General features: G+C 52.9%; 12 protein-coding genes. 2 read left to right on the top strand and 10 right to left on the bottom strand.

Going from position 1 to position 14,662, the window contains the following annotated elements; genetic code table 11:
• Positions 1-79 precede the first annotated feature (79 nt).
• On the top strand, positions 80-1,168 hold the full coding sequence (locus IPG22_12320; GenBank protein ID MBK6589070.1) for a flippase-like domain-containing protein: 1,089 nt from the start codon (positions 80-82) through the stop codon (positions 1,166-1,168).
• Between the two features lie 2 nt (positions 1,169-1,170).
• On the opposite strand, the gene IPG22_12315 is transcribed toward IPG22_12320, so the two are convergent.
• From IPG22_12315 to IPG22_12305, 3 genes are all read right to left on the bottom strand, one after another.
• Entirely contained in the window at positions 1,171-3,597 is a 2,427-nt protein-coding gene (locus IPG22_12315; protein ID MBK6589069.1) for an alkaline phosphatase family protein, read from the bottom strand.
• Positions 3,598-3,680: 83 nt separating this feature from the next.
• Positions 3,681-5,732 (bottom strand): hypothetical protein, encoded by a 2,052-nt coding sequence (locus IPG22_12310; GenBank protein ID MBK6589068.1) that lies wholly within the window; start codon positions 5,730-5,732, stop codon positions 3,681-3,683.
• Between the two features lie 124 nt (positions 5,733-5,856).
• Positions 5,857-6,006 carry a hypothetical protein gene (locus IPG22_12305; protein ID MBK6589067.1) on the bottom strand — a complete coding sequence of 50 codons (150 nt, stop codon included), beginning with the start codon at positions 6,004-6,006 and terminating at the stop codon, positions 5,857-5,859.
• A 211-nt stretch (positions 6,007-6,217) separates the two neighbouring features.
• Here IPG22_12305 and IPG22_12300 point away from each other — a divergent pair, with 211 nt between their 5' ends.
• Positions 6,218-7,903 carry a glycosyltransferase family 39 protein gene (locus tag IPG22_12300; protein MBK6589066.1) on the top strand — a complete coding sequence of 562 codons (1,686 nt, stop codon included), beginning with the start codon at positions 6,218-6,220 and terminating at the stop codon, positions 7,901-7,903.
• On the opposite strand, the gene IPG22_12295 is transcribed toward IPG22_12300, so the two are convergent.
• The 7 genes from IPG22_12295 to IPG22_12265 all read right to left on the bottom strand — a co-directional run bounded on the left by IPG22_12295 (position 7,904) and on the right by IPG22_12265 (position 14,561).
• Complete coding sequence (locus tag IPG22_12295) at positions 7,904-9,004, bottom strand: ABC transporter permease (protein MBK6589065.1); 1,101 nt, start codon at positions 9,002-9,004, stop codon at positions 7,904-7,906. It abuts the gene before it with no gap.
• 70 nt (positions 9,005-9,074) lie between these two features.
• Positions 9,075-9,797: an SDR family oxidoreductase gene (locus tag IPG22_12290; GenBank protein ID MBK6589064.1), complete on the bottom strand. Its 723-nt coding sequence runs from the start codon at positions 9,795-9,797 to the stop codon at positions 9,075-9,077.
• A gap of 26 nt (positions 9,798-9,823) precedes the next feature.
• Entirely contained in the window at positions 9,824-10,714 is an 891-nt protein-coding gene (locus IPG22_12285; protein ID MBK6589063.1) for an HDOD domain-containing protein, read from the bottom strand.
• Between the two features lie 120 nt (positions 10,715-10,834).
• Positions 10,835-12,001 (bottom strand): threonine synthase, encoded by a 1,167-nt coding sequence (locus IPG22_12280; protein MBK6589062.1) that lies wholly within the window; start codon positions 11,999-12,001, stop codon positions 10,835-10,837.
• A 12-nt stretch (positions 12,002-12,013) separates the two neighbouring features.
• Positions 12,014-13,276 carry an ABC transporter permease gene (locus IPG22_12275; GenBank protein MBK6589061.1) on the bottom strand — a complete coding sequence of 421 codons (1,263 nt, stop codon included), beginning with the start codon at positions 13,274-13,276 and terminating at the stop codon, positions 12,014-12,016.
• 18 nt (positions 13,277-13,294) lie between these two features.
• Complete coding sequence (locus IPG22_12270) at positions 13,295-13,870, bottom strand: FtsX-like permease family protein (protein ID MBK6589060.1); 576 nt, start codon at positions 13,868-13,870, stop codon at positions 13,295-13,297.
• On the bottom strand, positions 13,839-14,561 hold the full coding sequence (locus tag IPG22_12265) for an ABC transporter permease (protein ID MBK6589059.1): 723 nt from the start codon (positions 14,559-14,561) through the stop codon (positions 13,839-13,841). The genes IPG22_12270 and IPG22_12265 overlap by 32 nt, the downstream gene beginning before the upstream one ends.
• Between the last annotated feature and the right edge of the window lie 101 nt (positions 14,562-14,662).

The raw sequence follows: 14,662 nt of genomic DNA, 5'->3' as shown, positions 1-14,662 counted from the left end.
CAGTGGCGCAAGGTATTTATGTTTAGAGTCCCAAAACGGCTATAATAGTTCGAGCGTTCGAGCGTTAATCGAAGTACCTATGCAAAGCGAGAATTTCCTTCAATCCGACTTAACGCCACCGGAACTCCCCGCTGCTCGTTCAAGATCTAATAAAACAAAGGTACTTATCTGGATACAGGGCATTACGTTTTTGCTTGGTCTGGTTCTGCTGGCCGTCGTTATTTACGAGATCGGCTATCAAAAGATCCTCGACTCGCTTGCGAAAGTCGGCTGGGGCTTTGCCGCCGTGCTTGCTCTCAATGTAACACGTCATTTCTGCCGTGCGGCGAGTTTATATCTGGCGATCGAACCGGAACACCGCAATGGCAAGTACATGAGCGTCGTCGCAGCTCGATTTGGCGGCGAGGCAGTAAACTTTTTTTCGTTTGCGGGCCCGTTTTTAGGAGACGCGACCAAGGCAGTGCTCCTCAAGAAGCATCTGACGCTCACGCACGGAGCGTCGGCAGTGATCATTGATAATATTCTCTATTATCTAACAGTGATCCTGGTGATTCTCGCCGGTGTGGCGACGCTCGTCTCGGCGTTCGGTTCGGGCGGAAATGGGATCGAAAATGCCCTGATCCTGATCGTCGCATTCTCGGTCATCGGCTTTATCGGCCTCTCGCTCGCGATCAAATATCGCGTAACTCCGCTCACCTCTACGATCAAAGCTCTTGAAAAGCGAGGCATTGCACCTGGATTTTTGGCGCGAAAGCAACATCACATCCTGGCGGTCGAAAATAACGTTTTTCAGTTTTACCACAACCGAACGGCAGATTTCTTCAAGGTTTTCGGGATCAGTCTAGCGGTTCATGCCTTGAGCGTGGCGGAAGTATTCCTCGCGGTGAAATTCCTTGGCTACGACGCCTCAATATCGACCTCACTGATCATTGAAAGCCTGACAAAGGTCATCAATGTAGCATTTAGCTTCGTACCGGGAACTATCGGAGCTTACGAAGGCGGGAACGAATTCATCTTGCAAACGCTGGGTTATGCTACAGCCGTTGGTGTGTCTCTGGCTCTTGTCAGGCGCGGAGCGATCCTCTTTTCGACCACCGTCGGCCTCATCGTCTTGCTCTGGCGAGGAGCTGCTCGCGGATCAAAAATTATTGCGAAAGGCGACGACTAGGATCACTTCCCGGGAGCTGTAATTTCCTTTATAACTCGACCGGGAAAACGCCGGAAACCACGCTGCTTCAATTCAGCATTGGGCTGATTGTCATCATCTATCTTACCCATTAATTTCATCAGCGTCGGCATAAAGCTGAGGCTGTCGTACGGCTGTTCCACCGCGAGGCCGCGTGGAATTCCTGTATTCGCACCGCCTGCGATCATAAATGTCGAATTTGTAGATACGCGGAAAAATGAGCCGTGGTTGCCGCCGGGATTGAATCCGCGAACGTCAAAATTCCAATGATCGTTCGCGAGGATCAGCAGGTCTGCCTCGGTCAGATGACGCTGCCGCTGGCGAAATCGCCGGATCAGTTTTTCGTCGGCGGTGATCTCCTTGCCCTCGTCGCCAAAGACCGGATGCCGGTCGAGTTGTTCGTTAAGGCCGATGATCGCGTTGGAATATTGGGTCTTATGAGCGGCGTTGAGCCATTCAAGCTCAGTGTGCCATTCTCCAAGCCAGGCCGCACGTACCGAACGTGAAACTCCGAAATTTTCATCCTCAAAGTACTTAAGCGGAAACCCTGCAGCCCAGTCCTTCATCAGAAACGTGGTCTTACCTTGCGAGTCCTGCCTGAGGCGTGCGATCGGCACATAGCGGTAAGAACGCGATCCGTCATCCGCTTCTGACGCCAATAGCAATGCCTGCTTGTCCGGCCCGCCGAAAAGCCAGATCGGGTCCTCGGTCGGCTTTGTACCGTCCGGTATCGAATCCATTACTGAATCAAGCGGAACCCTGACCGCAACAAAATCTACCGGGCGATTGCTGACCGTGGGCTGAACGTTATTTCTGACCCGCTGGTTGTGGAGGAGTTCAAGATAATTGACCCTGGCGAAGCTGCGGTCAAGGTCAAGTTCTTTTTTCGAGTTCAGCGTCAGTCCCTCGGCTGCGACGCCAACGACGTAATTCTGGAGTTGGTTGATGGTGTTCGAATCTCCCATCGCTCCGGGCGGGATCACGTCTTCTACATCGATCTTCTTTGGATCAAACGCATCCCGCCGCAAGCCTGATAGAGCCCGGAGAGTCGAGACGTATTTGCGAAAATCTGATTCGGTCTCGATGGCTATTTGGGTAAGTGATGCCAGACGTCTGGATTTTTCATCAATGCCCCGAGCCGCCTCTTCCGGCGTGAATTTCTTTGGGATCGCCGCCACGATAGGCTTTTGAACCTCGATCCATCGTTGAAGCGCTTCGATCTCCTCTTCAACCTCATCAGCGGTTTGCCGCCACTCACCGCGATGTTCCTCGATAATATCGAAAAAGGCATCGGCGACAGCCTTTTTCATTTCGGGAGCCAGGCGGTTTTGTTTGAGCTGCTGCAAGAGAATGTGCAGGGTGTTCAGATCGCTGTTGCGAAGGTGGATCGACGAGCGCTCGTTCCCGTCAAAGTCCACAAGTGCTGTAGGATAATCGCTCGAGCGGCCTTTTAGATAGTACGAATCTTCGGAAGATGTCTTGATGAGAGGAACGAGCGGATAGATCCCCTTAACCGAGTAGTCGAGCATCAGGCGGCGTTTCGTTATTACATGGTGCCCGCCGCCTTGAGCACTGGCGAGCAGTTTGACGAGGTTGAACCCTTGGCTGTATACCTTTTCTTCCGAGTTGAAGCCATGATCGGAAATCAGGACAAGAGCAGTTTCTGACGCCCGGCCCGACGATTGGATCGCGACCCAGATCCGGCCGATCAGGCGGTCAAGATCCTTAAGTGCCGAGAGACGCGACTGAGGATCGTTGTTGTGGTGCGACACGTGGTCAAACGACACGTCATAGTAATCGTAATAGTCAATGTGATCTCGTTTTACGAGCTTCCCGAGAATATCGCGTTCCGCCTGATCAACGGTTACCTTGCGAAAATTCAGCCCGATGGTCCACTCGTCAATGAAATCACTGGGCGTTCCCGGGTAAAGCTTTACAAATCCGCTGGCAAGAACATCCCAGCTGTTCCCTCTCTGATAGAGCTGCTGACTGGTGTAGCGCTTCTCATAATCGAAGGCATCAGTAAGTACGGGTATCCCGAGCTGGTCCATCACCTCCATTGCCGGCATATCCACCTTCTTATTCAGGCCATAATTGATGTAGTAGGGTAGAAAGTTCAGGTAGTCATAGGCATGCAGGGTATAGCGGTCGTATTCAACATTTCCCTTTATCTGAAGGTGCTGGCCGGAATCGATCTGGCCCCACGATGGCCCTGACAGGCTCATGCCGCGGGTGTAAAAATTGGGAACGCGCGTCCCGCCATTGTAAAAAACCTCTTCGAACCACGGCAGTATCGATCTACCTGTCGAAGGATCGGTCTGTTTTGCGAAGCGGTCAACATAATAAGCCGGGAGCCCGTCGATCTTTACAACCACCAAACGCTTTACCCCTTGGGCGCTTGCAGAAAACACGAGCGCCGATAGGAGAAATAGAAAGAGAAGTGCTGAATTAGTTCTTGATCGAAACGTCATGTGTCCTGAGGGGATAATAAAGATCAGTTGGCAGCAATATTGGCGATCAACCGGGCATCACGGACCGACATACGCTGGCCCTCTTTCAAGGCAAGCCGCAAAAAGCGGGCCGAGGTGTCACGCCAACGCTCGGCGGTCGTGGCATTTTTGTAGATAGCGAGCAGCTCATTCTTAGCCGCGGAACTATTGATACGATAAAGGCTCATAAGGCAGAGCGTTTGTATATCGTCATTCTTGCTGATCGAAAAGATCTTAGCGAGGGCACGCGTTGTTTTGGCCTCGGCAGATGAACCGTTATGAGCAACAAAGGTGAGCGATCGTTTTATTTCCTCCGGCTTGCTGTCAATCTCCGGATCGGCAGAAGTGAAGGCTACCTCGCGCAAGAAGCGCTCGTGAAAATCAAGCTGCCGGCGAATATCGAGCTGAGCCATCATCTCGGGCGAATCCTTTTCACGATGAGTATAAAGCCCAAGCGAAAAGACGCGGCCTAACGCTATCAGCGCTCGGGTCTTGCCGCCGTGCTTCAACCTGGTCATTTCCTCGCGTCGATCGTCAGTTACCTTTTTCGCGAGGCCGGCCGGATCACTGGCAAAGGCCAGAAGATTTTCGTACTGAGCACGAGCAATTCGAGCCTCGACATCGCCGTCGTTCTGCATCGGATTCAATGTGGCCGATTCGATCCTTTCCGATATTTCGTCTTTCAGCTCCGGATCGAGTGAGTTGTCCAGAGCGACCAGCAGCTTAAGTTGTGAATAAGCGCGAAGGCGTGATGCCTGATTAAGATCTGCTCCCCGCCGCCCTGTCACGAAATCATAAATGAAACGGCCGAAAAAGAACGGAAGCCCTCCAAATTTCGAGAGCGACAGCACATTTCCGGTCAGATCGTTGAGCACGCGTCTCGTTATTTCACGAAATTTAGGGTTTCCGCTATCGCGAAAGTCGACCAGGATCACCGGAATTTTTGGATGATCAAGACCGTAGATGGCGAGTGGGATCATCGTCTTTGGATGAGCTCCCGGTGTTTCAGGAGCTACCTCGCGGTCTTCGGCGTCATACCATCGCACCTCCGAATAGCCCTTCCAATCCAACAAAGCACTATCCGTCCAGGGATTCTTGAAATTCAAAAAACGCTTGTCAAATTTTCTGCCTTTATTCGCCTGAAGATCAGATGCCGCAACCCAAACGATGGCATGACGAGCTGAACCATCAGACATCTCAAGTGGTTCAAAGTAAAGTCCTTGTGCCTCTGAATATTGTCTAAGAAGTTCCCAGTTATGACCACGATAGTCGCGTAAGAGTGTCGTTTCCTTGTTATAAACGCGGCCCAGGTTCTCGCTCTGCATGTGCCAGCCCAGCGGCTTTTCCGTAAGGAAGAACCGGGCCTGAATGTCTTTTAACTCTGCCTCCGTAAGGATCTTTGCTCCTTCGGTTTCCTGATAGAGCGAAAGCACCGCGGCGGCGGCCGCTATACCTGAACGCCGGTAATCGACCTTATTTTGATTGTACTGGAGGCCTGAAGCCTTGATACCGAGGCCGATGTCACCAAATAAAAGCCGTTTGAACACCGCCCAGAAGACCTGATTCCAAACCGCTTCATTGGTTTTGCTCAGATCAATTACCGGAGGCGGCGGTTCTGAACCGATCTTGTTCTTGTTTGAGGTCCGGGTATATAAGAAAGGGATATGAGCCCCGAGTTTCTGCCTGAACGTAGGCTCGGTATGCGTCAGCATCCATACGTAACGCAGCCTGTCGTTTTCAGGCTTGTCGTCTCCAAGAGTGTCGCGAAGTACACTCACGAGCGGAATATCGCTCACCGGCCCCTGCATCGGGCCATCGTAGTAAGTGCGGCGAGCGAAGATCGTTATCAGTTCGGATCCGCCCGCAACCGTCACCTTTTCTACTCTGAATCCTGTGTTCTCCTCAACGGGCTTATCCGGAACAATTGGTTCCAGAGGAGCGGTCGTTTGAGCAGCAGCGATCGTCGGGAGTGCTGAGAACCACAACGATAAGACAAGAAAGAGCACCGCCAATGGGCGAAATGCCTGTATCTCTAGTGCTGTTCTGATCAACTTCATCGCGGAAATTTACCCGACAAATATCTACTCTAACCATTCAGGAGGATGTTACAGTGCTGCAAAGCAGAATGTTTCGACGAATAGCGGTCTGATGCCAGTATAGCCCAAAACGTTCGATAAGGATTCAGGCTGACATTCGAGTGCGGTATATGGTCATCGCCTCGACGGCTGCGACGCCCATCCCATTTAACAGCAGAAGGTGTACGAAACCGCCCTTACCAAGCAGCACCAATACGAGCCAAATGCCTAATAGAACCGCTGCAATTATCTTCAACAAGACTCCAAACCGCTCCCCGATATGCCCCATCCGATCAGGCAAAACATCTAAAAATAATACCACGTAATTAACATCGATGTCATAAGTTTTGACAGCAGTCGTGCCAATCGGATAATCTTCAAACTCAGCTTTTGACTCGTCGTATTGACCGGATCCAGCGTTATTTATCTAACAGATCCGACTACCTTTGGAGCGTTATAAAAAGAAATTGTCTGAGCAACCTCTTCCTACCATGACTGCGGGTATCCGCCCCGAACAGTTCTCTGACGAACTTTTTTTCGCAAAAAATAAAAAGATCGCCGCACTGATCCTTGCATTTTTTATGTTGATCGGCTTTGGCCTCCGGGTTTATCAGCTCGGTGCTGAGAGCCTGGGCGAGGACGAGCTCAACAAACTTCAGACCGTTGCCGAGTATCGCCAGAACGGCCTTTCGGGAAAGAACGGAGAACATCCTTTCCTGATGAAAGGGGTTCAGACCGTCAGTATCACGGCCGCGGAAAAGCTCAGCCAGATCGCCGGCGTTCCAATTTCGGAAGAGGGCGCTTTGCGATTCCCCATTGCTCTCGTCGGCACTTTTTCCGCACTGTTGATCTTTCTGCTGGTATCGGAACTGTTCGGCCGGAGCATTGGCCTGGTCTCGGCGATATTTTGGACGCTCGAACCAATGGCTATCGGTTTTGACCGCATCGCAAAAGAAGACAGCTTCGTGCTGTTTTTCTTTTTATTGACGATGTTCTTTTGGGTTCGCGGCCAGACCAAAGCGGAGCGAGGAAGTACAAATTGGACCTGGTACGCCTGGGCGGCAGCCGCGAGTTTTGCGGGCCTGATGGCGTCAAAATATTACCCGCATTTGCTGTCGATCGTCGGTGCTTATTACATAATCTTCCAATATATTCCCGCTACTAAATGGCGAATGGAACCGGTTCGGTGGGTCAAGTTCATTACGGTCATGGGTATAGCGTTCCTTGTCCTGAATCCAACGATCGTACTGCCGGACACCTGGCGTGAAATGCTGAAATTTTCCAGCGAGAGCCGTATCGGGCATGACAGCTACGAATTCTGGGGTGATCTCTACACGAACAAAATGAGTGCCTGGCTCGCCGGGGTTCCGTGGACGTTCTATTACGTCTTTATGGCGGTCAAAACGACTCTACCGATCCTTGTACTTTTTTTGATCGGCCTCCCGTTCATGTTCCGCCGGAAACTCGGCGACGGCAGATTTCTGATCTTTTTCTGGGCATTCATGTGGTTTCTGCCGTTCACATTTCTGGGCGGAAAGTTTACGCGGTACTTCACTTTCGTCGAGCCGCTTCTGGCGATCGTCGCTGCCGTCGGCTTTTATTTTGCGGCGAAATGGCTGACGGAGAAGGTTTTGAGTAATTCTCAAGCGGCGGGCTTAGCCCAAGCCGTCCTGCTAGTCGGCGTCGTGGCGACGCAGCTTACAAACTCGCTCGCGGTGGCTCCGCATTTCAGGCTCTTTACCAACAAGATCGGCGGCGGAATGGCTGCGGCAGGTTCCTATTTTCCGCACGATGAATTCTACGACGCGGCCTCGATGGATGTGGTAACAGCGATCGCCGCCAACGCCCGGCCGAACGCCATCGTCGCCTGCGAGACGCCGACGGTCTTTGCACATTACGCGGAAAAGATAGGACGAAGTGATATCAATTTCGTATCGCTTTCCGATAAAACTGCGGTGCTGACGCTAAATACGGGAGATCTGGTGGTTCTGGTAGAAGGCAGGCGTTATTTCAGCAATACTCCGTTCGTCACGCTTCTGAACAGCTCGCCTGTGACGCCGATCGAGATCAAACTGAAAGGCATCAGAGCCGCCCGTATCTACAAACTTGACGCAGCTCAATCGGCCTCGATGCACGTGATCGCTAGGCAGTAACTAATCGTAATTCAGAGCTTCGACCGGATCGAGCCTGGCAGCTCGCATTCCGGGATAAAGAGCTCCCACGATACCGCTCGCAACCCCGATAACAACTATCGTGAGGACTACCCTCGGTTCAATTGCGACGGTAAGCGTGGACCATTTCCCAAGAGCAAGTTTTAATACATACGTTGCCGCGACACCGAAAACTACGCCGCCAATGCTGATGAGGATCGCTTCCTGCACGATCGTCCAGCCGATGCCGAAATTAGACATTCCGAGCGATTTCAGTACGCCGATCTGCCTTGTGCGTTCGGTAACGGTCGTGTACATGGTAAGCAAAATTATCAGCCCGCTGATCGCCGCCGCGACGCCGATGACGACGTTGAGAAATACGTTCAACGCCGGAACACCCTGCATATAAAGCTCTTCGAGTTCGCTCGTACGAACTGCCTGATTGCCCGGAAGCTTTTGCAAAAGAGCCGGTGCGACGACATCGGCCGAGAAGCCGTCCTTGAGCTTTATCAGAAATGCCGAGGCTCGCCCCTCAGCACCAAGTTGGGACTGCATCGTTGAAAGCGGGATCTTGATGCGAGCTCCGGCACTCGGTTCGTAGGTGCCGACAACGGTGAAATCTCGCTCGTAGATCTGAAATTTGTCGCCTATTTTCAGCTTCCGGCGTTCGAGCCACGCGGAATCTGACATCATTTCGTCGGCGCCGTCGGTAAACTTCCGGCCCTGAACGATCTGCAGACCGGCCATCGCGGCATATTCGTCAAAATTAATGCCGTCCAAAAGCCGATTGCCTGTCAAGCCGTCGGTCGCGGGAACACTTTTCTGAGCGAGCGGAATTGCGACCGCAACGCCTTCGACCTTCTCGATGTCCGGCTTCAAGCTGACCGGCAGCCGAAGCTCGGTTCCGCTCATTCCCCAACTCCCCTCTGCGACGAACATCAACTCGGCCCCGACGTTCTTGTCACGGTCGGCGCGTTCCCGCAGGCTGCCGTTCGCAAGGCCCACAGTAAAGACGATCAGCAGAATGCCGATGCCGATACCAATGACGCTCACGGCCGTTCGAGCCGGGCGATGAAGCATGTTTGAGAAGACGAGACTGTTCACTAAACTCTCCGCTTGGTATTAAAAAGCCAAGGGCGAATCTTAGCAAAATAAAGCTGTCTAGGCGAATTTTCTACACCAACTGGTGCGATTCAGGCATCAGGACGACCTCAGCCATGACGCCTTCGCCTTCCTGCGTAGCAGCAAAGAATGCTGCATTTGCTGCCGCATCGACCGTCAGCATTTTCGTGCGGTCGACACGCATCGTGATGTCATCCCAGAAGGTAGAATCGACGCCGCCCAAGTGCATTAGGCTAAAACGAATACCGAACCTCTTGTATTCCTGAGCAAGGCATTTGACCATGCCGGTCAACGCGTATTTCGCTGCACAATATCCAGCGGCCTGCATCATCGGAGCCTTGCCGAGAATGCCCGGAAAGGCCACGACACGGCCGAATTTCTGCTCGCTCATCTGCGGCAGAACCGCCTGAAATACGTTGAACGCCGATCGCACATTTGCATTTAACAGCGTATCTAGATCGGCTGCGGTCAGTTCTCCGAAAGGCTTCAGGATCCCTAAACCGGCGGCGTGGACAAGGTAGTCGATCGAGCCGAATTTGCCGATCGCAGCACTTACGACTTTGTCCACCTCATCTCTATCCGCAGCATCCGCCGCAACTGAAAGAACGTTGGGATTGCCCTCAGCGTTCAACTGAAATTCCAGCTCATGAAGGTCGCTTTCGGTCCTGGAGCTGACCACAATATTTGCCCCCGCATTCGAAAAAAGCCCGGCGACACGCCGGCCGATCCCTCTCCCGGCACCGAAAACCAAACAAGTCTTTCCATTTAGATCCATACAAAAAAGCACTCCTAAACTTTCGTCTAAGAATGCGTTTTCGTTTTTCGGTTACTTACAGATTCACCCGATAAATGTCCGGGATCGGTCATTTCACTGAGCCGCAGCGTAACATTATCCCAGATGTCTTCGAATTCGACTTCGCCAAGCCCGAATTTACGCAGGTCGTCATTCGCAAAAAAGTACTCAGGATCCTCGAATGAGATCCTTCCCTTTACGAACTGGTCAGCCGTCTGCAGCACATGCGCTAGTGCGACGCCGGCAGTCGAGGTGCTCGGATGATGATGATTGCGGATCATATGGCAGACGGCTCCCGGCAGCTTCCACGCAATGCCGGCAGCGGCACCGAGTTCGGCATGATCGAAGCCCAGCACACGTCGCTCGATCACCGAAATATCCCCCGAATCCTCACCTTGCTTGATCAGGTCCGTGTAGAACGGAGCGTCTGCCCGCAATAGGATCAGTTTGCCGACATCGTGTAACAGTCCGCAGCTAAAGGCATCCTCTGCACCGCGCATCTTCGCCATTTTGCAGATCTCGTTCGCGGTCAGCCCGGTTGCGAGTGAATGAACCCAGATCGTTCGCCCCGCAGGCGAATCCAGAACCTTTCTGCCGAACGCATCACTGACACCGCAGACAAGCAATTGCTCGGCTATCGCTCCGTTCCCGACAACGTTGACGGCTTCGGTGAGATTGGTGATCGTCCCATGCAGGGCATATATCGGCGAGTTTGCAAGGGCGAGTATACGAGAAGAGATCACCGGGTCAAGACTGATCGCCCCCGCGATTCGCTGCTGCGAGACGTTAAGATCTGCCATCAATGCCGAGATCCTCATCACGCTTGAGGGCATTGACGGTAGTCCGGTCTTAACTAAATTCTCTATCGAAAAAAATTCAAGATCGACACTTTTAAACATAACTTGCTCTTAAATAACGGATTGCCGTTCGAGCGCGGGAAGGGAACGCACTCTTCTTATCGGCAATAGAGCAAACTACATAAGCGGAAAATTACCTTTTATGTTAAAAATGTCGTTTTTTTAAGCGAAAGCTTCGAGATATTTCACGCCGGCTCCGGTATTGAATATAACGACCGATTCGCCCTCAACGATCCAGCCGTCAGCGATCAATTTTCTCAGTGCCGGGAGACACGCAGCTCCTTCAGGTGCGGTAAAAATACCCTCAGCGGCACCGATCTCACGAACGGCGGCGACAAGTTCCTCATCGGTGACCGAAATAGCGGTTCCATGTGACGCCCGTACGGCATCGAGGATAAGAAAATCGCCGATCGCCTTCGGCACGCGAAGGCCCGAAGCAACCGTCGCAGCGTTTTCAAATTCCTCTGCAAACCGCTCGCCGTTCTCAAAAGCACGCACGATCGGCGCACATGTTTCTGATTGAACAGAGACCATTCGAGGGCGTTTCGAACCGATCCAACCCATATGTTCCATCTCGTCAAAGGCCTTCCACATACCGATGAGCCCAGTTCCCCCGCCGGTCGGATACATGATCACGTCCGGCAGATTCCAATCCATCTGCTCCGCGATCTCATAGCCCATTGTCTTCTTGCCCTCAACCCGATACGGCTCTTTGAGAGTCGAAACATCGAACCAGCCTTCCGCCTCTTTTCGCTTGGCAACGATCGCACCGCAATCGGTAATAAGGCCGTCCACTAGCGTGACATTCGCACCGGTTTGCTCGCATTCGACGATATTTGCCCTTGGCGTGTCGGCCGGCATGAAAATGTTTGCCTCGATACCGGCTTTTGCCGCATAAGCGGCAAGAGCACCGGCAGCATTTCCAGCCGATGGAACGGCAGCTTTCGTAACGCCCAACTCCTTAGCCATCGAGATCGCCGCGGTCATTCCGCGTGCCTTAAAGCTCTGCGTCGGATTCTGGCCCTCGTCTTTGATGTAGAGTTCGAGTTTGATCGGCAGCTTTGCCGCGAGTGAATCGGTCCTAAAAAGCGGCGTCCAGCCTTCGCCGAGCGACACGGTATTCTCGGCTCGCTCGACGGGCAAAACCTCGCGATAACGCCAAAGCGACGGCTCTCGCGTCTTGAGAGCTTCCTTTGTCAGGGTCTGTGCCGCTTTTTCGAGATCGTAGCAAACTAGCAGCGGCTTTCCGCATTCGACGCAAAGATTCTGTAGCACATTCGCCTCATGCCGCGATCCGCACAGGGCACATTCGAGATGGGTAACATTCATAGTTTTCGTAAGTCAAACTCGACGCATGGCCTCAACCGGGTCGAGCCTTGAAGCTTGCAGAGCCGGATAGATCCCTGCGATTAAGCCTACCACTACCGACGCTCCAAATCCTGCCGCGAGAGCCCAAAAAGGGACGGCAGCCGGGAAACTAATGATAGTTCTAACGGCAAATGCCAGAATAAGCCCAACCGCGATTCCGATCAGCCCGCCGAGGCTGGTAAGCACGATCGCTTCAACCAGAAACTGTCTCAGGATCACGTTCCGAGTCGCACCGAGCGCTCGCCGGATCCCGATCTCCTCCGTCCTTTCCTTGACCGACACGAACATAATATTCGTAACACCAACTCCGCCGACGAACAGGCTCGCCAACGCGATCGGAACCACTATAACGCCCAATCCATTGATCACATCGTTGACCAGCTCAAAAACCTGCTCTGACCGGTTAACGCCAAAATTGTTCTCATCCGAAGACTTGAGCCCGCGCCGCTTTCTAAGCAGATAGGTAACTTCGTCCGTAACCTCATCAACCTTGCCGTTCGGTGCTCTAACCGCGATCAGCGTCCCTTCGATCTCGGGGTAGAATTTCATCGAGGTTTCGAAAGGGATATACACCGTCCGCTCGTCCAACTCATCGCTGCCGATCACGCCCTCTCCGGTCGAACGTCCAAGGACGCCGACTACGCGAAATAGTTTCCCGTCTATCTTTACATCCTCACCCACTGGATCTATTTCTTCGAAGATCTGTTTAGCGATCCCATACCCTATAACGGCAACAGAAGCACGCGCACGCCGCTCCGCTTCTGTAAAGAAACGCCCGTTTTCGAGAGGTACATTTATTACCTGCGGGTAGTTTTCCCATACGCCCAGTATCAACGGATTTATACCCTCGCGTGAACGGGCCGTAACTTTGGGTATATCTGCCGAAGGGCCGTAACTGCCTCGAACCTTTTGAGGCGAAACTGCTTGCGGTGATTCGAGTTCGGAAACCGCGATCGCATCATTGAGCGTGAAGTCCTTCCGCTGGCGCTCCTCAGCCGTCAATTGCTGGAGCGAAGGGCCAATTCGCGGCTCTTTTGTAAAATAAATTACGTTTGGCGAGCTTTTGTCTGAGACTTCCTGAACCCTTTGCGACAGACCGGTAAGTACCGCACCGACCAGGGCTACCACGGCCGTGCCGACAATGACGCCGGTGAGAGTCAGCCCCGAGCGCAGCTTATTGTTCCGGATCGAGTCCAGAACGGTCAGCCACGTATCTTTTATGCTCTGAATGTTCACTTAATATCGCGTGATCTTTTACTCCGACCGCAATGCCTCGATAGGATCCAGCCTTGCGGCTTGCCTCGCAGGAACCGCCCCAAAAAAGATCCCAACGACGCACGAAACTCCGATCGCCGCCGCAACCGCCCAAAGCGGCACCCCTAGCGAAAGCCCGGTTGCAAAAGAAAGCAGTGAAACAAGGCCCGCAGCCACCGCTACGCCGAAAACGCCTCCGATCACGGTCAGCGTCGTTGTCTCGATCAAAAACTGGATCAGCACATCGCGGCGGCGAGCTCCGACTGCCATTCTTATACCGATCTCCCTCGTCCTTTCCGTAACGGACGACAACATCATGTTCATCACGACTATGCCGCCGACGAAAAGCGATATGCCGGTCAGAGGATAAACTATCATTCCAACAAGCCCGGTCAAGGACGCGGAAAATGCCTGAACGCTTTTCGCCGTCACAAAACTAAAATTATCTTCCTTGTCTGTCCCGATCAATTTGCGGCGGATCCGCATCGCCACCCTGACCTGCTCCTCGACATCGCTAAGCGAAAGCCTATCTTTATCTCTCGCCTTAGCGAGAATGGCAATTGAGCGACCTGGCACCAAAAACCCGAGCAAATGTGCCAAGCGGGATCTGAACGAACCCATCCTGCGAGGAACCAAAGGCAGATCCCCGCGGCGATGCGACGCCGACGACCTGATAACGAACCTGGCCGAGGCGGATATCCGCACCGATCGCTCCGGTTGTCGGGAACAGCTCATCGACCAGGTCTTGGCCTATTACACAAACGTTACTTCGATATCTGTCATCCGTAGCAGTTAGTCCACGGCCGTAGGCGATATCAACATTCGAAAGCTCAGTGATATTCGGGGTTACGCCCTGAACGAGTACGCCGACCAAAGTCTTTTCATTTCGGCGGACCGGAAGCGAGGAATCAACCTGGGCACCAAATTCGATCTTTTCGCCGAGCCGTTCGTTCAAGAATTCAAGATCGTCGGTAAAAATATCCGGCCGCTTCGCCTGAGCCTCAACGAACGCCTGCCCGTCGGAACCAAAATCTTGAAACGATGCTTTTTCGACCCGCAGAACATCGGGAGCAAATCCCGCCGTCGCCGCCACTACGAATGCCTGAGCCCCCTGAAGCAAAGCCGCCACAATAACCACCACGGCTACGCCGACCACAATGCCCACAACGGTTAAAGCTGAGCGCGTTCCATTGCCGCGGATCGAGTCCAACGCAAGGAAGAATGACTCTCGAAACAAGTTAAATCTTGCGGTCAAAGACAATTGCACAACTTTCTCCGGCTGAGAGAGCAGGACAGCTACGATCGCAAGAGCAAGGCGAATTAAGCAAAACAACTGGCCCCAGAACAACCGTTATTATTTCGTCCCGA

Source organism: Acidobacteriota bacterium (assembly GCA_016703965.1).
Taxonomy (GTDB): domain Bacteria; phylum Acidobacteriota; class Blastocatellia; order Pyrinomonadales; family Pyrinomonadaceae; genus OLB17.
The sequence above is the reverse complement of the archived record's forward strand: the minus strand, read 5'-3'. Positions and strand labels throughout refer to the sequence as shown.